An 18,865-nucleotide genomic window follows, 5' to 3' on the forward strand; every position below is an offset into this window, starting at 1 on the left:
AAGCTACCAGCCGGGTGCGCAAAAACCAGTCCCTGATACGCAAATCTCTTGCAAGCGGAGTACGGGTTCCCGCCCGGAACACCCGTCCAACGGCGCACCCGAGTCGCGGCAGGGCACAGGGGGTGGTGGCCTGGGTGGGTGACCGTACGGCCGACCGGGGTGCGTACGGCCAGGGCGAGGAGACACATCGTGGCGAAGGCCTATCTGGTGGGTGCCGGCATCGCTTCCCTGTCGGCGGCGGCACTGCTGATCAGGGAGGGCGGTTTCGCGGGCTCGGACATCACGATCCTGGAAGCCCAGGGCCGCACCGGCGGAAGCCTGGACGCCGCGGGAGACCCCGAGAACGGCTACACCATGCGCGGCGGCCGGATGTTCGAGCTGCACTTCGAGTGCACCTACGACCTGCTGCGCTCCATCCCCTCGCTGGACGCTCCGGGCACCTCGGTCACCGAGGACACCTTCGCCTTCCACGAGGACTTCGCCTGGAACGACAAGGCCCGCCTGGTCGACTCCTCCGGCCTGCGGGTCGACACCCGCTCGATGGGGTTCTCCGAGCGCGACCGCCTGGACCTCGTCGCGTGCGTGGCCTCCCCCGAGTCCCGGCTCGACGGCAAGCGGATCTCCGACTGCTTCACGCCCGCGTTCTTCACCACCAACTTCTGGTACATGTGGTGCACGACCTTCGCCTTCGAGCCCTGGCACTCGGCGATCGAGTTCCGGCGCTACCTCAACCGGTTCGTGCACCTCTTCAAGACCTTCGACACCATGTCGGGCATCTACCGCACCCGCTTCAACCAGTACGACTCGATCGTGCGCCCCCTCCAGAGCTGGCTGCGGAGCAACGGCGTCGTGTTCTCGATGAACACCACCGTCACCGACGTGGAGCTGGCCGACGGCGAGGGCACCACCGCCACCGCCCTCGCCTGTACGCGGGAGGGCTCGGCCGTGCGGATCCCCGTCGCCGCCGAGGACCTGGTGTTCGTCACCAACGGATCGATGACCGCGAACTCGACCCTGGGATCCACCGACACCCCCGCCGTACTGGACACCTCCGAGCCGGACGACTCCTGGCGCCTGTGGCAGACCCTGGCCGCCAAGCGCCCCCACCTGGGCGACCCCTCGGTGTTCGACTCCTCCGTCTCGGACTCCACCTGGGGCTCCTTCACCGTGACCACCCAGGACCCGACCTTCTTCAAGGCCATGGAGGAGTTCTCCGGCAGCGAGGCCGGCAAGGGCGGTCTGATCACCTTCAAGGACTCCGGCTGGCTGCTGACCATCGTCCTCAACCACCAGCCACACTTCCACGAGCAGCCCGAGGGCACCTACGTCTGGTGGGGGTACGCCCTGTTCCCGGACAAGGCCGGCGACCACGTGGGCAAGACGATGGCCGAGTGCACGGGCCGCGAGATCCTCACCGAGGTGCTCGGACACCTGCGGCTCGAACAGAGCGAGCAGATCCTGGAGTCCTCGGTCGTCGTTCCGGCGCTGATGCCGTACATCACCAGCCAGTTCCTGGTGCGCAAGGCCGGCGACCGGCCCGAGGTCGTCCCGGAGGGCTCCACCAACCTGGCCTTCATCGGCCAGTACGCCGAGGTCCCCGACGACGTGGTGTTCACCGTCGAGTACTCGGTGCGCACCGCGTGGACCGCGGTGGCCCGGCTGCTGCACCTGGACCGGCAGCCGCCGCCGGTCTACAAGGGCGGCCACGATCCCAAGGTGCTCCTCGAAGCCCTGCACACGATGCACCGCCGCTGAGGCCGAGCGGTCGCGTCCGTCCCGCCGCCCCCACCCCCGGTCTCCGGGCGGCGACACGGCGGGCGCGACCGGGTACCGTACGCCCCTCTACGACAGAGAGGTGCGGCCATCGTGACCCGAATCCCGGACGTGGGCGATGTGGTGGGCGATTTCTCGCTCCCCGGCGGCCTGCTCAGCGAGGACGTGTTCGTCCGCGGGCAGTACGCGCTCGGCGAGCAGCGCGGGAACCCGGTCGTTCTCGCCTTCTACCCCGGCGACAACACCCCCGTCTGCACGACGCAGTTGTGCTCCTACTCCGACGGGCTGGAGGCGCTCTCCGCGTGCGGCGCCCAGGTGTGGGGCATCAGCCCGCAGGGCGTGGAGAGCCACGAGGCCTTCGCCCGGGCCCGCGGCCTGCGGATCCCGCTGCTCGCCGACACCGACCGCGAGGTGGCCCGCGCCTTCGGCATCGCGGCTCCCGTGATCGGTCTGCGGCGGTCCGTCTTCGTCATCGCGCCGGACGGCACCCTGCACTGGAAGCACGTCGGGACCCTGGGCATGAGGTTCCCTTCGGCGGACACCATCGCGGAGCAGCTCGTCGGCGTCTCCACCGGCTGACGCGCCGGGCCCCCGGCCGTCCGGCGGGGCCGGACGAGCGGGGACCTCGGAGCCGGTGCTCAGTTGTTGGAACCCACCGTGTTGTTGAGGCCCGCGTTGAACACGTCGTCGGCGGCGAACTGCAGCCAGTCGCCGAAGACGATCGTGTACGACTTCTCGGACGGGGCGTTGACGGTCACATCGGCGGCGGCCGCGGAGGCGCAGCCGAGGACGATGAGACCGGCGGCGACCACGGAGAGCGCGGAGCGTACGGAACGCATGGATCCACCTTTCGAGGGGGCTGTGAGCACCCTCGAACCTAAAGAGGCCTCGCCCGTCTGTCCCGTCACACCGCCGGGCAGGGCCGAGAGCAAGCCGATCGGACGAACGTCGCCGATCGCCGGTGGAGAGGTACTGGGCGGCCTCGGCCCAGGGGTTGGCCGAGGCCGCGGAGGCGCTGCGGGATCCGAAAGCCGGACGGGACACCTGGCGTCACGTGAGGAGGAGAAACGTCACGCCGGTATCTGGTTCTAGGACGGTGTGGGGACACCTTCCTTGGCATCTTGACGGATGACCGCGCCGCCATCAGTAAACATATATACCGCCGAGTACGCAAGGGTATGAAAATATTCATGTGCGGGCAGGGTGTGAATATGACGGCTCACACCAGTTCGCCCTAGGGGTGCCCTAGAGGAAGAAGCCGTGCTGGTCCGCGGCCTGCTCATAGCTTTCGAGCCGGGCCTGCGTCCGCTCGGGGTCCGCGTCCGCCATCGCCTGGAGCAGCGCCGCGGACAGGACGCCCGGCGCCGAGTACGAGTCGAAGACCAGCCGCGAACCGGTACCGGCCGTCAGCGCCACATCGGCTTCGTCCACCAGCGGCCCCAGCGTGCGGTCCGTGATCAACGCGATCTTCAGCCCCGCGCCGCGGGCCACCCGCAGCGCCGCCAGGGTCTCCTTGGCGTGCCGGGGCATCGCGAAGGCCAGGACCCAGCTCCCGCCCGCCGCACGGGCCTGCAGCAGTGCGTCGGAGGCGACGCTGCCGCCGCCGGTCACCAGGCGCACGTCGGGGTGGATCCGGCGGGCCGCGTACGCGAAGTACTCCGCCAGCGAGACGGAGATCCGCAGCCCGAGGACCGTCAGCGGCACCGACCGGGCCAGCTCGCGCCCGATGTCGAGCACCTGGTCGGTGTCGGCGAGCAGCTGCCGGACGGTGCGCAGGTTCTCGATCTCGGCGTCGACGGCCGCCTGCAGTTCGTTGCGCCGGGTCTGTTCGGGGCTGTCCGGGGCGCCGGCCACCGCGCTGAGCGCGATCGGCTGGAGCACGTCCCGCAGGGCGGGATATCCACTGAAGCCGAGGGCCGAGGCGAAGCGGGTCACGGACGGCTGGCTCACGCCGGCCCGCTCCGCGAGCTCGGTGATGGAGAGGAACGCCGCCTCGGTGAGGTGGTCGACGAGGTACTGGGCGATCCGGCGCTGGCCCGGCGAGAGCGGGTGCCCGTCGAACAGCGCCCGGACCCGGTCGGCGGGAGCCCGCTCGTGATCGACCGCCTGCCCGCCCGGCGTGATCGCTGCCGCCTGTGCGCGCGCCTGCTGCCCCGATGACACCGGCGGACCTCCCTCTCGTGCCACTCCGTGATCCCAACATAGCTCACGGCATCCGGCTGACCAGCGCGCTTCCCCCTGCGGCCGGCCGCAGGGGGCGTCCCGGGAGCCCGCGGTGCGCACCGGTACCGCCACCTCCACTCGAAGTGACGCCACGTCAGCAGACCTGCACCGGCTGCCCCGTTGTGATCCGGTGCGGGGCCCGGGGGTCGAGGAGGAGCACCGCGAGGGCGCGCAGGGGCTGGCCCAGCGGAACGAACGCGCCGCCGTCGGCGGTGGGTACGGCCCGTACGCCGTGGAGGGCGAGGCGGCCGCCGGTCGCGGCGTACCGGGCCGGGGTGAGCCGGTAGCCGCAGGGCGGGTCGGCGAGGATCTCGCCCCCGGCCGCGGGGGCGTTGTCCGCGCCGCCCAGAGGGACGGGGCCCAGCGCGCTCCCCGCAGCCCGGCGGGCTGCGTCCGAGGCCGCGGCCAGGGGGCCCGTACGCGTGGAAACGTAGGCGAACAGGCCTTGTAGGGCTGCCAGTTGGGAGTCGACCCGGCGGCGGTGGTTGAGGGACGGGTCGGCCCGCTCCGCGTCCCCGGCCGCGCCCGAGGGGGCTTCGATGCGGCTTTCGATGAGCAGCGCGACCGCGTGTTTGACGCCCGCCGTGTTGCGCAGGATCCGCTCCTGGCCGTCGCCCGCGGACTGCCCGGCCGGGGCGCCGGTGACGGGGTCGGTGCGGATGCCGTAGGTCCCGGTGGAGTGGCCGGCCGCGTGGGCCGCACCGCGCACGTACGCGGCGGACAGGAGGCGGGACTGCGCGTACACCGCCGGGTCGGTGTTGAGGTTGCGCGGCCAGAGGTCGAAGAGGTCCTTGTCGTACGTCCCCGGTGTCGCCCGGTACTCGTGCAGGTCGTACACGAGGTGCGGCCGGTGGTCGCGCAGCACGGCGGCCATCGCCCGCGCCTCGGGCGAGGTCAGGGCCATGTGGTCGCGGTTGATGTCGGTGCCCCCGGCGTTGGGGCGGGTACCGGCCGCCCGTCCGTCCGGGTTGGCGGTCGGGACCACGAGCAGGGTGACGGTCTCCAGGAGGCGCCGGGCCGCCGTGTCCCGGGCGTGGGCGAGGTCCCGTACGGTGCTCAGGCACGCCTCGCGCCCCGCCGGCTCGTCCCCGTGCTGGCTGCACACCAGCAGCACGGTGACGGGACCCCGGCCCAGGCTCACCAGCCGCAGCGGGCGGCCGCGCACGGTCGTACCGATGGTCCGGACGGTGACGCGCTCGCCCCGCCGGCCGACCGCGTGGAGGAGGTCCCGCTCCTGGGACTCGCTGGTCCACCTCGCTCCGTACGCGGCCTCGAAGCCGGTACGGGGCGCCCCTTCGGCCGCACGCACCGGATCAGGGGCCAGGGCCACCGCGAGCACGGCCGTCAGTGTCGCGGCGAGTGCGGACAGGCCGCGCGCCGTCATCTTCTCGATCACGCCATGGTTGTAGCGGGCCCGGTACCGCCGCGGCGGGGTTCCGCTCCTGAACTCACCCGGGTGGCCGGGCGAGTTCCTCCGGTACGGGACTGCGCGCGTCTGTCGAACGACACCACCGCCGCACCCGTGCGGGTGGCGTTCGGGTGGTGTTCGGGCGCCGTGGGCGCGGTCGGGGCCGGATGGGACGGGACGGACACGAGGATCACGGAAGCGCGACCCTCCGGGGCCCGGAAGCCTATGAAGGAGATCTTGGTGGGATACGTGACGGGGCCGCCCGGTACCGCCGCCGGGGAGGCCGGCCGGTGACGATCACCGTTCTCGTCGCCTTCCTCGCACTGGCCGCGGGGCTTGCCGCGAACCGGTTCCTGCGCCCCGGGCTGATGGGCGGTGACGACGCCGAGGGCATGGGCGTGCGCGACCTCATCGGACCCTTGATGACCCTGACGATCCTGATCCTCGCGTTCATGCTCGTCACCGCCTCCAGCTCCAACGGGCGGGCCGACGACGCCGCACGGGCGGAGGCCCACGCACTGGACCACCTCGCGGAGGTGGCGGACTACGCTCCCCCGGCGTTGCGCGAGCGGCTGCGCGGTGACGCCGTCTGTTACGCGCGCGCCGTCGAGCACAAGGAATGGCCGGCCATGGCCGGGGGCAAGGGCTCCCCGGCCCCCAGCGTGTGGAGCAGGGACTTCCGCGCGAGCTTCAAGGAACTGGGCACGGACAGCCCTACGTTCGGCATGCTGGTCGCCGCGGATGATCAGCGGTCTCTGGGCCGACAGGCCAGGATGGCCGAATCCACTCCGACCATCCCGGGCCTGATCTACTGGTTCATGCTGGTGAACCTCGCCGTGACCGTGGTCGGCCTCGCTCTGTGCCTGCCCCGCAAGGGCAACAGGGGGCCGCTCGCCGCCCTGGTCGTCGTCACCGTGCTGCTGACCGCGACCCTGCTCATCATCCGGGACGTGGACCGCCCCTTCGGGGGTGTGATCGTGGTGGAACCCGTGCAGATGACGGAGGTCAGGAAGGAGTCGGTCCGGGACTTCCTGGCCGACTACCCGGCGGACCGGCTCCCGTGCGACGAGCAGGGTCTGGCCAGGCCGCCGGGGAGCGGCTCGTAGATCCCGTTCCCGCTACGGCTGTCCGTCCAGGCCCTCCGGCAGGCGGCCGGTGTGGAGCACCCCCAGGGTCTGGGTCGCGCGCGTCAGGGCCACGTAGAGGTCGCTCGGCTCGTGATCGGCCGGTTCCACGACGATCACCGTGTCGAACTCCAGGCCCTTGGCCTGCCGCGGTGCGAGCAGGACCACCGGCCGGGTGAGGTCGGGCTCCTCCCCCGCCCGTACGCCGGGCAGCGCGGCCGCCAGTTCCTCGTGCAGCGGGCGCGGGGCGATCACCGCGAGGCGGCCCTCGGCCGGAGCGCCCTCGCGTACCGCGGCGGCCACCGCCGCGGCCAGGTCGTCGGTCCGCGCCACCCAGGGCCGGCGCCCCGTGGAACGGACCGAACTCGGCGGCTCGAAGCCCGGGTGGCGGGCCCGGAGCACGGCTGCCGCCAGCTCCATGATCTCGGCGGGCGTACGGTAGTTGACGCCGAGGCGCACCAGCTCCCAGCGGTCTTCCACGTAGGGCGCGAGGATCTGCCGCCAGGAACCGCAGCCGGCTTCGTCGCCGGTCTGGGCCGGGTCGCCCACCAGGGTCATGGAACGGGTCGGGCAGCGCCTCATGAGCAGGCGCCAGGCCATGGCGGACAGTTCCTGCGCCTCGTCCACGATGACGTGCCCGAAGGCCCAGGTGCGGTCGGCGGCGGCCCGTTCGGCCGCGCTGCGGTGGTCGGCCTCCTCCTGGCGCTCCGCCATCCGCTCGGCGTCGATGATGTCGTGCGCCGCGAGGAACTCGTTCTCCGTGTCCTCGAACTCGTAGGACTCCGACCCGGCCGACAGGTCGAGGACGCCCTGCGCGTACGCGACGCGTTCGAGGCGCTCGCGCTCCTCGGCGGCGCGCCGCGCGGTGTCGTCGACTCCGAGCAGCTCGGCGGCCTCGTCGAGCAGCGGGACGTCGGCCGGGGTCCAGTCCGCGTCGCCCGTCGTCGTGCGCCGGATCAGCGCTGCGTCCCGTTCGGGGAGGTACGTGGGCTCGGCGAGGTAGTCGGAGATCAGCTGGCGGGGCGTGAGCGGGGGCCACAGCGTGTCGATGGCGGCGTGCACCTCGGCGCTGGTCGCGATCTCCTTGCCCAGCTGGGCGATGTCGTCGGGGCCGAGCAGGTTGGGGCCGCCGTAGGGGTCGGCGCCGAGCCGGTCGGCGAGCTGTTCGGTGAGCGCGTCGATGATCCGGAAGGCGAAGTACGGGCGCGCGAGGTTGTGCGGCAGTCCGGTGGCGCGGGCCCGGTCCCGGGCCTCGTGGGCCATGGTCCGGTCGAGCAGCAGCGTCCCGTAGTCGTCGTGGTCGATCTCCAGGGCCGGTTCGGGGACCACGTCTGCGTCCTCGCCGCTGCCCGCGGGCACGGTCTCCGGCAGCGCCTGGCGGTCGCTCACGACGCGGGCGAGGATCCCGGCCATCTCCGCGCGCCCCTTGACGGCGGCGGCGCCGGGGCGGTCGGCGGCGCTCGCGCGCACGCCGGGGAACAGCTCGCCGGGGGTGGCGAGCAGCACCCCGGTCTCGCCGAGGGCCGGGAGGACCTCGCCGATGTAGCCGAGGAAGGCCGGGTTCGGCCCGACGATCAGTACGCCGCGCTTGGCGAGGAGCTCGCGGTGCGCGTAGAGCAGGTAGGCGGCACGGTGCAGGGCCACGGCGGTCTTGCCGGTGCCGGGGCCGCCCTCCACCACCAGGATTCCGCGGTGCGTGGAGCGGATGATGCGGTCCTGCTCGGCCTGGATGGTCTGCACGATGTCGTGCATCCGGCCGGTCCGGGCGGCGTCGAGGGCGGAGAGCAGCACGGCATCCGCGTCGGCCCCCTCGTGGCCGGTGCGTTCCGTATCGGCGAGGTCGAGGATCTCGTCGTGCAGGGCCGTGACCTCGCGGCCCCGGGTGGTGATGTGGCGGCGTCGGCGCAGCCCCATGGGGGAATACCCGGTCGCGAGATAGAACGGCCGTGCGACTTCGGCCCGCCAATCGAGGACGAGAGGGGTTCGCTCCCGGTCGTCCTGCCTGATTCCAATGCGGCCGATGTGGCGATCCGAGCCGTCGGAGAACTCCAGCCGGCCGAAACACAGGCCGCTTTCGCCCGAGTTCAGAGCGGAAAGCAGACCGGACTGTTCAGCGACCACGACGTCCCGCTCCAGTCGCGCCTGGAACCCGCCGCCAGGCTCGCCGAGCGCACCCTGCACGGCGCGTTCGGCCTGCTCCCGCAGGTCGTCGAGGCGCGCGTAGAGAGACGTGATGAATTGCTGCTCATTCCGGAATTCTTCGGTTGACAATTCCACTCCTGACGCGGTACGGTGTCCTCATAAGCTTTCTCACGTCTCGGCTCTGCCTCGATGTGAAACATCAAATATACGCAGGCAAACACCCCGGCCGTCAATCGGTCCGGGGTGTTTTTGCGTAGCGGCGGCGATATGCGAGCGGTATCGCCCGGTGATTACTCGGTTGGCAGCATGCGGACCTTCTGGTCGTCCAGGTCGTAGCGTGCGACCGCCACGGCGAGCCGGCCGGTGGCTATCCTGCGGGCCAGGTCCGGCTCCGCCGCCAGCAGGCCCCGGGTCCGGCGCGCGTGGGCATCGATGGTGGCGGCGACACGGGCCTCCCCGTGCTGACCGTGGTCGATGGAGGGCCGGATCTGCTCGGCCAGGTACCGGATGTGGGCGGGCAGCTCGGTACCCGTCTCCTCCGCGTGGACCGCGGCGCCGACGGCCCCGCACGACTGGTGGGCGAGGACCAGGACCAGGGGGACGCCGAGCTCCAGGACCCCGTACGCGATGCTGCCGAGCACCGCCTCGTCCAGCACCTCGCCCGCCGCGCGTACGGTCAGCAGGTCTCCGAGCCCCTGGTCGAAGACGAGCTCCGGCGGGACCCGGGAGTCGACGCAGCCCAGCACGATCGCGAAGGGGTGCTGTTCCCGCGCCACTTGGAGGCGTACGGAACGCGACTCGTGCGGGTGCTGCTGGCGGTACGCCGCCCAGCGCCGGTTGCCGGCCGCCAGGCGCCGCAGCGCCTCCTGCGGGGTCTGCGGACGGGCCCCGTCCAAGCCTCCCGCGGAGGCCTCGGAGGCGGAGGCCGGGAAGACGGAGCCGAGCCCGAGGACGGACCCGGCGGCCGCCGACCCGGCCAGGGCGGTGCGCAGGAGAACGCGACGACTGGGTGAACTGGCGGAAGGCGCCTGTGTGTTCGAGGACATTCGGGGACGTTAACCCCGCACCGGTCCCGCGCGACCGCCCCCGGACGGAAATGGCGGGTTCCTCCCGGAGCCCGGCGCGATCGGGCCGACGGAGTTGTAGGGACCGCCCGCGGCCGCCCCGTTTCACTGGTCGATCACCCGGAAGGCGCGGACCGCCGGACGTCGGATGCGAATCGGCGCCCAGACCGTGGCCGCCCGCCGGTCAGGCCCGGCGGAGTGCGGAGCGGCCCGCTTAGCGAGCCGAGGATCGCGTGGGCGCCGAGCCGGGACACGGCCGCGCGCCCCGGGGACCCGTCCGCCAGGACGACGTCGACCTCGACCGCCGCGCGCACCCCACGGACGGCCGCCACAGCACTAGGCAACCCCGTCGGCGAAGTCGGGGAGTTCCGTGGACAGCAGGGCTTCGGCGCCGCGGTCGAGGAGCTGCTGCATCTCTGCGGAGCGGGGCAGCATGGTCTTCTCGTAGACGCGGACGGCCTCCTCCAGGGTGTTGCCGTTGACCACGGCGAGGGCGAGTTCGCAGGCGTCGAGCATGGCGAGGTTCACGCCGACGCCGAGCGGGGGCATGAGGTGGGCGGCGTCGCCAAGGAGGGTGACGGTCGGGTTGTGGTCCCAGGTGTGCGGGACGGGCAGGGCATTGATGGGGCGGTCGACGTAGCGGCCGTCGTTGTCGCTGATCAGGCGGCGCAGGGCCGGCGACCAGTCGCGGTACTGCTCCAGGAGGTGGGTGCGGATGGCCTCGGTGTCCTTGCCGGTCAGGCCGTTCGCGGCGATCCAGTCCGCGGGGACCCGCTGGATGACGTAGACGCGGATGTGGTCGCCACTGCTGCGCTGGGCGAACAGCCCGCGCTCGCCGTCGGCCGCGGCGGCGCTGCCCTGGCCGACGAGTGCGGCGATGGCGGGGTGGCGGGTTTCGACGTCGTGGAACCAGGCTTCGAGGAAGCTGACGCCGGTGTATGCGGGGAGCGCCGGGGAGATGGCTCGGCGGACCTTGGACCAGGCGCCGTCCGCGCCGATGACGAGGTCGGCTTCGATCGTGGTTCCGTCGTCGAAGCGCACCCGGCGGGGGCCCTTTTCGGGGCCTTCGACGGACCGCAGGGTGTGGCTCCAGCGGACGGTGCCGGGCTCCAGCGAGTTCAGGAGGAAATTGCGGAGGGCGCCGCGGTCGATCTCCGGCTTGAAGCTTTCTCCCTCTTCGGGGGTGTGGTGGAAGAGGAGGGTGCCCGCCGGGTCCAGCTGACGCATCTCCTGCCCCTCGGGGCGGGAGAGGCGGAAGAACTCCTCCAGGAGTCCGGCTTCGCGCAGGGCGATCTGGCCGTTGTCCTCGTGCAGGTCGAGGGTGCCGCCCTGGTCGCGGGCGTCGGGACCGCTCTCGCGGTCGTAAACGGTGACGGCGACGCCGTGGCGCTGGAGGATGCGGGCGCAGGTCAGGCCGCCGGGACCGGCGCCGATGATGGCGATGCGGGGGGTGGGGGCAGGGGTGGGCGTCTTCATGGTGGTGCTCCGTTCGTACGGGTCGGCAGTGCTGCCGTGCGCGGGGGATGTCAGTTGGCCGAGGCGACGGGGGTCTTCGCGGGGGTGTCCGCGGGTGCGGGCGGGCCGGCCTTCCTCAGCGGGACCTCGATGACGAAGAGCGCGGCGATGAAGGCGAGGGCGCAGACGGTCGCGGCGGTGAGGAAGATGTGGCCGGTGCCGTCCGTGACCGCGGTGAGGTAGGCGTCCCCGGATCCGGCGGGCAGGTTCCGCAGGGCGTTCGGGCCGCTGTCGCCGCCGGCCGGGAGGGTGGGCTGGACGGCGCGGGTGAACAGCGAGCCGAAGACGGCGACGCCGAGGGATCCGCCCAGGGTCCGGAAGAGGTTGACCGAACTCATGGCCGCGCCCATGTCGCGCAGGGAGACGCTGTTCTGCGCGATGGTGCCGGCCATCTGCAGGGTGAAGCCGAGGCCGATGCCCACGAGGACCATGTAGAGGCTGGTCAGCAGGGACGAGGTGCGGGCGTCCATGGTGGCCAGCAGGCCGAGCCCGGCCACCAGGAACAGGGTGCCGACGACGGGGAAGATCTTGTACTTGCCGGTGGCGGACATGACCTTCCCGGCGATGGTCGAGACGATCACGACGGGGATCATCATCGGGAGCATCAGCAGGCCGGAGTTGGTGGCCGAGGCGCCCTGGACGGTCTGCTGGAACAGCGGCAGGTAGAGGCCCGCGCCGAACATGACCACACCGGCGGCCAAGAGCAGGACCATGGCGAGCGGGTAGTTGCGGTGGCCGGTGAACACGCTCAGCGGCAGCAGCGGTTCGACGGCCCGCTTCTCGACCTGGACGAACAGGGCCAGGCCCACGATCGCGGCGGCGCCGAGCGACAGGATCTGCCAGGACCCCCAGGCGTAGGTGCTGCCGGCCCAGGTGGCGGCCAGGACGATCGCGGTGATGGACAGGGTCAGCAGGGCGATGCCCGCCCAGTCGATCTTCGCCTGGATGCGCTGGGCGGGGACCTGCAGCTTCCGCCACAGCCACACCAGGGCGACCAGGCCGAGCGGCAGGTTGACGTAGAAGGCCCAGCGCCAGTCGAAGTGGCCGGTGACGAAGCCGCCGAGGAGCGGTCCGCCGATGGTGCCGATCGCCATGACGGAGGCGGTCATGCCCTGGTACTTGCCGCGCTCGCGCGGCGGTACGAGGGCTCCGATCAGCGCGAAGGCGCCCGCGCCGATGCCACCGGCGCCGATGCCCTGCACGACGCGGTAGGCGATCAGCTCGCCCATGGAGCCGGAGGTCCCGCACAGGGCGGACCCGAGGATGAAGACGGCGATCGAGGCCAGGTACATGCGCTTGCGGCCGAAGAGGTCGCCGAATTTGCCCCAGACCGGGGTGGTGACGGCGGTGACGAGGGTGTAGGCGGTGACGACCCAGGAGATGTGCTCCAGGCCGCCGAGGTCGCCGACGATCGTGGGCATCGCGGTGCTGACGACCATGTTGTCGAGCATCGACAGCAGCATGGCGAGCATGACGCCGAGCAGCACCCAGCGCACGTTCTTCGGTACGGCCATGGGCCCGGCAGCGGGGCCGGTGGAGGGGAGGGAGGCAGTCGTGGACATGACTGATCACTCCTTTCGAGCGCGGGGAATGAGGGGCGGGGCGCTGATCCGCAGCCCGCTCCCCCAGAAGAACACAACAGCTAAATAAATGCAACGGCTACACTTTTACATCCGCACAACCGAAGCAGTCGGCCACTAGGCTGCCGGGATGACCGCACAGTCGCCCATGCCGCTGACCGTGGAGGCCGCCCGGGGCCTTCAGAACATGCTCGGTGCCGAGATCGGGCCGGGCCTCAGCGAGCGGGAACTCGACGCGGTCCAGGCACGGTTCGGCTTCACGTTCTCCGCGGACCACAGGGTCTTTCTTGCCGCCGGGCTCCCGCACGGCTCGCGAAGCTGGCCCGACTGGCGGGGCGGCGATCCCGAGGACCTTGCCGAGCGGCTCTCCCGACCAGTCGAGGGCGTGCTCTTCGACGTGGAACACAGCGGCTTCTGGCACCCCTCCTGGAGGCCGAGGCCCTCAGGAACATCCGCGGCGCTGCGCATGGCACGGTCCGAGCTGGCGGCCGTCCCGCAGCTGGTCCCCGTCTACAGCCACCGCTACTTGCCCGGCACGGCAGGCGAGTGGGGTCACCCCGTGCTGTCCGTCCACCAGACCGACATCATCTTCTACGGGAACGACCTCGCCGACTACGTACGGCACGAGTTCACCGGCGGGGCGAGCACCCTTCCGGCCCGCGCGACCGTCGACTTCTGGTCGTACTTCGTCAACGGCGGTCCCGCCACGGACCTTGCCACGCCCACCCCGCACACCCCCTACGCCGTCACCGCGCAGGAGGCCGTCGAGGCCCTGCGCATGCTGGCATTGGAGCGGCTGATCGGCCGACCGCACCACCCGTACCAGCTGATCGAGGCGGGGCTGACGGCACTGGTCCTCGACGTCGAGACGGAGTCGCTTCCGCTCCTCGCCGGCCTGTCGCGCACCGAGCATCAGAGCGCCGACGCGCTCTTCGACAAGGTGCTGGCCGAGCTGGGGCCGGCCGGGGACCTTCCCGCCGATGACACCGGCATCCCGTGGGAGGCCGCGCGTGGGGAACTCGTGCGCTGGTGGCTCCGGCTCATCGCGAACGGGAGTCTCGCCCCTGGAACCGGTGGTGACCTGACCGCGTACGAGGGCTGGGGTGCGCTGGCCCGGCCCCGGGCGCTCCGGCCGCTCGTCGACAGGGTCGATGCCTACAACGACTGGGACCGGATCCGGCGCGGCACGCGCGAGCAGTTGGCCGGAGCGATCGTCGCGGAGGCCGAGCGCCTACTGGCCGGTCCCTGGCCGCCGTTGAGCGGAGAGCAACAGCCCCCGGGGCTCTCGGACCACTGAACCACCCGGCCTTGCCGGGGCACTGCTGAGATACGAGCCCGGTTGCCGAACCACATTGGGCCCCTGCGGCAGGGCGCTCTCCCGATAACGCCCGCCGAGGTCCTCGCCCCGGTGCCAGGAGTGAGGCCGGGTGGAGGGCGCCGGCGCCGAAGCGCCGGCCGGCCCGGTCGATGACCGGTTCCAGTGCGCGGGCGTTCTCGGTGGGCCGGTCGAAGGTCAGTTGCTCGGCGGTGCCGGCCGAGCCGGTCAGCTCGCCGACCCGGGCGGTCACCGCCCGCACGCGCGCCCGTTGCAGTCCGAGCGCGGAGAACAGTCCGTACAGCGTCTGCTGGAGGGAGGGCGTGTGGGCGGTGGGCTCGGGCAGGGTGCGCGAGCGTGTGGTGGTCGACCGGTCGGCGTAGGTGACCTGCAGCTCGACCGTTCGGGCAACCTGCCCGGCGATCCGCAGCCGGGCTCCGAGATCCGTGGCCGCGCCGAGCAGGGCGCGGCGGACCTCGGCCGGGTCGAGGACGTCCCGGTCGAAGCGCTGGGCACTGGTGATGGTGGCGGGCGGTCCGCCCGGGCTGACGGTGCGGCGGTCGGTCCCCCGAGCCCGCTCGTGCAGGAGGCGGCCGGCGGAGGCGCCGGCGATGCGCTGCACCGTGGTCACCGGGAGGACGGCCAGATCGCCGATCGTCTCGATCCCGTACCGGAGCAGCGAGCGCTCCAGTACGGACCCGACCCCGGGCAGTGCCCGTACCCGGCAGCTCCACAGGAAGCCCTCCTGTTCGGCCGGGTCGTCGGGCAGCACCCGGACGGTGCCGGGCGGGGCGGCGCCGGCGGCGAGGGTGGCGAGGAGACGGTTCGGGCCGATCCCGCCCGTGCTGACCAGTCCGTACCGGGCTGCGAGCCGGGTCTGGAGCCGGTCCGCGAGCTCTGCGGGAGACTGCCCGAAGTACCGCGTGGCACCGGCCAGGTCCAGCAGCGCGCTGTCCGGCGGGAGCGCCTGGACGACGGGGGTGATGTCGCCGAGCACCGTGAACAGTTCGCGGTAGGTCTCGAAGCCGGCGCGGTGGAAGCGCAGGTGAACGATCGTCGCCCTGGTGGTGGTGCTGGTACTGGTGCTGGTGCTGGTGCTGGTGCTGGTCATCCGGCGCTCCCCTGACTGGCGTGCCACAGCCGCCCGGCACCACTGCCGCCCTGTCCGCCGCCGCCCTGTCCGCCCGGTGTCGGCCGGGCTGCCGAAACGGCTTCGCCGTCGGAGCACGGGGGCTCGCCGACGAGCAGCGTACGGACGGCGGCGGTCCCGCCGTCCCGGTGGGCGTCGGCGATGTCCTGGAGGTTCCAGGCGTGGGTGCCGATGACGGAGACGGACTTGCCGCGGCGGGAGACGGTGCCGCGCGCGAGGAGCAGGAAGTGGTGGAACAGCGGGTAGGCGGCCTGCTCGTGGGTGTCGTCGAAGAAGGTGAGGTCGATCTGGCCGGCCGGGCTGCCGTCGTCCAGGGAGACGAAGATGGTGCGCCGTCCGGAGCGCATGGGCGGGGTCTGGATGGCGACCTTCGCGCCGGCCACCAGCACGGTCCCGCCGGACGGCTGGTCCTTCAGCCGGTGGGAGGGGGTGACGCCGAGCTCGGCCAGCAGCGGGTGGAACGGTTCCATGAGGTGCCGGGAAGCCTCCATGCCGATGACCTCCAGTTCCGCCTCCAGCTCCTCGCCGACGGTCATCGCGGGAAGGCCGCTGTCTCCGGCGGCGGGGGTGGTGACAGGGGTGAGGAGGAGCTGGTCGGGGATGCTGCCGGCGCGGTGCTGCCGGTGGAGCTCGTCGATCTGCAGGAGCAGGTCGCGGCGGGCCGCGCCCGGGGCGAGGGTGGCGAAGGCACCGACCCGGGCGAGGCGGTCGGCGATCGGCTGGGAGGGCCGGGCGCGGGCCCAGAAGTCGGCGAGGTCCGTGTACGGCCGGCCCTCCTGGATGCGTGCGGACTGGTCGTCGGTGATGCCGTGGACATCGGCCAGCGACATGCGCAGGCCGAGACGGCCGTCCGCGAGCCGCTCGGTTCGGTACTGGGCGGCGGAGTGCTGGACGTCGAGCGGCAGGATCGGCACGCCGCGGCGCCGGGCGTCGGCCAGTACCAGCCGCTTCGGATACATGCCGGGGTCGTGTTCGAGGAGTCCGGCGTAGAACGGCGCCGCGTAGTGCGCCTTCAGCCAGGCGGACTGCAGGGTGGGCAGGGCGAACGCCACGCCGTGGGAGCGGGCGAACCCGTAGCTCCCCATGTTCTCCAGCATCCGCCAGACCTCGTCGATCACCTTCTGTTCGTAGCCGGCCCCGGCTGCCCGCTGCCGGTACCAGGTCTGGAGTTTGGGCAGGCGTTCGGGTCTGGCCAGGGCGCGCCGGGCCTCCTCGCCCATGGCCAGGTCGGTGCGGGTCATCGTCGCGAACAGACCGATGACCTGCTCGTTGAAGATGACCACGCCGTAGGTGGAGCGCAGCCAGGGCTCCAGGTCCGGGTGGGGGTAGGTGACGGGCTTCTTGCCGTGCCGGCCCAGGAGGAACGGGCGGATCATGTCCGCCTGGACCGGGCCCGGGCGGAACAGCGAGATCTCGGCGACCAGATCGGCGAAGGTCTCCGGCTGGAGCCGGCCGAGCAGGTCCTTCTGGCCGGGGGATTCCAGCTGGAAGACGCCCAGCGATTCGCCCTCGCGCAGCAGCTCGTAGGCGGCCGGGTCGGTCAGCGGTACCTGGGTGCGGTCGTCCAGGTCGATCCGCTCGCCGGTGGTGCGCTCGATCTCCCGCACCGCGTACGCCATCGAGCTCTGCATCCGCACGCCGAGGACGTCGAGCTTGAGGAGTCCGAGGCCATCGCCTTCCACGTCCTCCTTGTCGAAGACCGTGGCGGGGAAACCCTCGGTGGCGGTGGGGACGACGGGGGTGCGCTGCAGCAGGGTCGCGTCGGAGAGGATGACGCCGCACGGGTGCATGGCGCTGCCCCGGGGCAGCGCGTCCAGTCCCTCGACCAGCTCCCACAGCCGTCCGTACCGGTCTGCGCCGGCGGCGACCTGTCGCAGCTCCGGGAGTTCGCGCAGTGCGGTGCGGGCCGAGCGGGCGGCGATGTGCGGGAAGGCCTTGGCCAGGCGTCCGACCTCGTCCGGGGGCAGGCCGAGTGCGAGGCCGGCGTCGCGGATCGCCCACCGCACCCGATAGGTCTCGGGCATCGACAAGGTGCAGACCCGGTCCGTACCGAACCGGTCCATGATCTTGCGGTAGACCTCCAGGCGCCGGGCGGACTCCACGTCGATGTCGATGTCCGGCAGTGTGCGGCGGCGCAGGTTCAGGAACCTCTCCATGATCAGCTCGTGGTCGAGGGGGTTGGCGAAGGAGACGCCGAGCAGGTGGACGACCAGGCTGCCCGCGCCCGAGCCCCTTGCCTGCACCCGGATCCCGAGGTCTCGTACGTCGTCGACGACCTTGGAAACGGTCAGGAAGTACGTCGGCCAGCCGAGGGTCTGGATGACCCGTAGCTCCTCTTCCAGGCGGGTGCGCATCGTGGCGGAACGGTCGTAGCCGTGGCGGACCATCGCCGCCTCGCACCGCAGGCGCAGGATCCGGGCCGAGGTACCGGGGGCCGCGCCGATGACGTGCTCCTCGGGGAAGTGCACGCGACCGATCCCCAGGTCGGACTGCGGGTCGAGGCGGCAGTCCGCGGCGGTACGGGCCGTGGTGGCCAGCAGGTGTTCGGCCCCGCCGTGCTCCTGACCGGCCGCGCGGGCCACCTCCTCGGCGAGCTCGGCCATCTCGGCGGCGCCCTTCAGCCAGCGCTCCCCGTTGCAGGTCCGGCCGGGCTGGATCGTAGTGAGCAAACGCGCGGAGTCCAGGACGTCGGCGATCGGTGCCTGTTCCCGGTTCGCGTAGCGGACCGCGTTGGTGAGGACGGGGAGCACGTCCAGTTCGGCCGCCAGACCGACGGTACGGGCGGCCAGGCGAAGGGAGCCGGGTCCGGTGCCGGTGCGCCGGTGGTGCACGGCTTCCAGCCGCAGGTGCTGCCCGTAGACCTCGCGCCAGGGGGCCAGAAGCAGGGTGGCGCGGTCCGGGCGGCCGGCGGCGAGCGCCAGCACCGGCTCGGAGGCCGGGCCGAGCAGCGCGGTCAGTCCCTCGGCGTGCCGCTGGATCGCGTCCCAGGGGGCGATCGGCTGGCCGCCGCCGGCCTGCGCGCGGGCTGCCCACGCGGCGGTGATCAGCGCACAGAGGTTGGCCCATCCGGTGCGGTCCCGGGCCAGCAGCGTGATCCGCGGTGCGGTGTCGGCAACGAAGGCGCCGCCCCGGGCGGGGGTGCGGCCTTTCGGCGGCTCCGCCCCTGCCGGATGCATGAGCGGGACCGCGAGATCGACACCGAACACCGGCCGGACCCCGGCTTTCGCGCAGGCCCGTGCGAACCGGACCGCTCCGGCCACGGTGTCACGATCGGTGAGAGCCAGTGCCGCAAGGTTTTGCGCGGCCGCCTGCTCGACCAGCCGGCCGGGCAGCGAGGCGCCGTAGCGCACCGAGTAACCGGAGGCTACGTGCAGGTGCGGGAACACCCGAACCACCTCCAGCTCTTGCGGTCAGCCCCCATTCGTTGACACCCGGCTCCCTCCGGTCCTTCCAGCATAGACGGTATTCGATAGCTTGTTCGACTCCCATTCGACACCCCACCCCGGGAGATCCCGCTGGTCACCCACCCGGCCGCCCGCCGCCCACCGCCGGACCGGCCACCCATCACGAC

The 18,865-nt window shown here is 72.1% G+C and carries 13 protein-coding genes and 1 pseudogene; 5 read left to right on the top strand and 9 right to left on the bottom strand.

The window, feature by feature from the left end; all coding sequences use genetic code 11:
- Window positions 1-189: 189 nt before the first annotated feature.
- Both OHA37_RS01905 and OHA37_RS01910 read left to right on the top strand, forming a co-directional pair.
- Window positions 190-1,755 carry an oleate hydratase gene (locus OHA37_RS01905; RefSeq protein ID WP_266901762.1) on the top strand — a complete coding sequence of 522 codons (1,566 nt, stop codon included), beginning with the start codon at window positions 190-192 and terminating at the stop codon, window positions 1,753-1,755.
- A gap of 111 nt (window positions 1,756-1,866) precedes the next feature.
- A complete protein-coding gene (locus tag OHA37_RS01910; protein WP_266901764.1) occupies window positions 1,867-2,352 on the top strand; it encodes a peroxiredoxin in 486 nt (161 codons plus the stop codon).
- Window positions 2,353-2,411: 59 nt separating this feature from the next.
- Here the strand turns inward: OHA37_RS01910 and OHA37_RS01915 are convergent, their stop codons facing one another.
- From OHA37_RS01915 to OHA37_RS01925, 3 genes are all read right to left on the bottom strand, one after another.
- On the bottom strand, window positions 2,412-2,612 hold the full coding sequence (locus OHA37_RS01915; protein ID WP_266901766.1) for a hypothetical protein: 201 nt from the start codon (window positions 2,610-2,612) through the stop codon (window positions 2,412-2,414).
- A 406-nt stretch (window positions 2,613-3,018) separates the two neighbouring features.
- The gene (locus OHA37_RS01920; protein ID WP_266901768.1) at window positions 3,019-3,936 is read right to left on the bottom strand and encodes a MurR/RpiR family transcriptional regulator; all 918 of its coding nucleotides are present in this window, start codon (window positions 3,934-3,936) and stop codon (window positions 3,019-3,021) included.
- A gap of 154 nt (window positions 3,937-4,090) precedes the next feature.
- A complete protein-coding gene (locus tag OHA37_RS01925; protein ID WP_266912445.1) occupies window positions 4,091-5,380 on the bottom strand; it encodes a M14 family metallopeptidase in 1,290 nt (429 codons plus the stop codon).
- Window positions 5,381-5,694: 314 nt separating this feature from the next.
- Here OHA37_RS01925 and OHA37_RS01930 point away from each other — a divergent pair, with 314 nt between their 5' ends.
- The gene (locus tag OHA37_RS01930; protein WP_266901770.1) at window positions 5,695-6,510 is read left to right on the top strand and encodes a bestrophin-like domain; all 816 of its coding nucleotides are present in this window, start codon (window positions 5,695-5,697) and stop codon (window positions 6,508-6,510) included.
- Between the two features lie 12 nt (window positions 6,511-6,522).
- Here the strand turns inward: OHA37_RS01930 and OHA37_RS01935 are convergent, their stop codons facing one another.
- Entirely contained in the window at window positions 6,523-8,442 is a 1,920-nt protein-coding gene (locus OHA37_RS01935; RefSeq protein WP_266901772.1) for a HelD family protein, read from the bottom strand.
- 108 nt (window positions 8,443-8,550) lie between these two features.
- Here OHA37_RS01935 and OHA37_RS01940 point away from each other — a divergent pair, with 108 nt between their 5' ends.
- The gene (locus tag OHA37_RS01940; protein WP_266901774.1) at window positions 8,551-8,796 is read left to right on the top strand and encodes a hypothetical protein; all 246 of its coding nucleotides are present in this window, start codon (window positions 8,551-8,553) and stop codon (window positions 8,794-8,796) included.
- 164 nt (window positions 8,797-8,960) lie between these two features.
- Here the strand turns inward: OHA37_RS01940 and OHA37_RS01945 are convergent, their stop codons facing one another.
- The 3 genes from OHA37_RS01945 to OHA37_RS01955 form a co-directional block, all read right to left on the bottom strand.
- Window positions 8,961-9,716: a carbonic anhydrase gene (locus OHA37_RS01945; RefSeq protein WP_266901776.1), complete on the bottom strand. Its 756-nt coding sequence runs from the start codon at window positions 9,714-9,716 to the stop codon at window positions 8,961-8,963.
- Window positions 9,717-10,070: 354 nt separating this feature from the next.
- A complete protein-coding gene (locus OHA37_RS01950; protein ID WP_266901778.1) occupies window positions 10,071-11,210 on the bottom strand; it encodes an FAD-dependent oxidoreductase in 1,140 nt (379 codons plus the stop codon).
- Between the two features lie 50 nt (window positions 11,211-11,260).
- Complete coding sequence (locus OHA37_RS01955) at window positions 11,261-12,811, bottom strand: MDR family MFS transporter (protein ID WP_266901780.1); 1,551 nt, start codon at window positions 12,809-12,811, stop codon at window positions 11,261-11,263.
- Between the two features lie 148 nt (window positions 12,812-12,959).
- On the opposite strand from OHA37_RS01955, the gene OHA37_RS01960 reads away from it, so the two are divergent.
- Window positions 12,960-14,126: a hypothetical protein gene (locus OHA37_RS01960; RefSeq protein WP_266901782.1), complete on the top strand. Its 1,167-nt coding sequence runs from the start codon at window positions 12,960-12,962 to the stop codon at window positions 14,124-14,126.
- Between the two features lie 274 nt (window positions 14,127-14,400).
- Here OHA37_RS01960 and OHA37_RS01965 read toward each other — a convergent pair.
- Both OHA37_RS01965 and OHA37_RS01970 read right to left on the bottom strand, forming a co-directional pair.
- Window positions 14,401-15,255, bottom strand: a pseudogene (locus OHA37_RS01965) (DNA polymerase Y family protein); the annotation flags it as partial.
- Window positions 15,252-18,680, bottom strand: coding sequence for a DNA polymerase III subunit alpha (locus OHA37_RS01970; RefSeq protein WP_266901784.1), 3,429 nt, complete (start codon window positions 18,678-18,680; stop codon window positions 15,252-15,254). The gene OHA37_RS01970 and the pseudogene OHA37_RS01965, both read right to left, overlap by 4 nt.
- Between the last annotated feature and the right edge of the window lie 185 nt (window positions 18,681-18,865).

Source organism: Streptomyces sp. NBC_00335 (assembly GCF_036127095.1).
Lineage (GTDB): Bacteria > Actinomycetota > Actinomycetes > Streptomycetales > Streptomycetaceae > Streptomyces.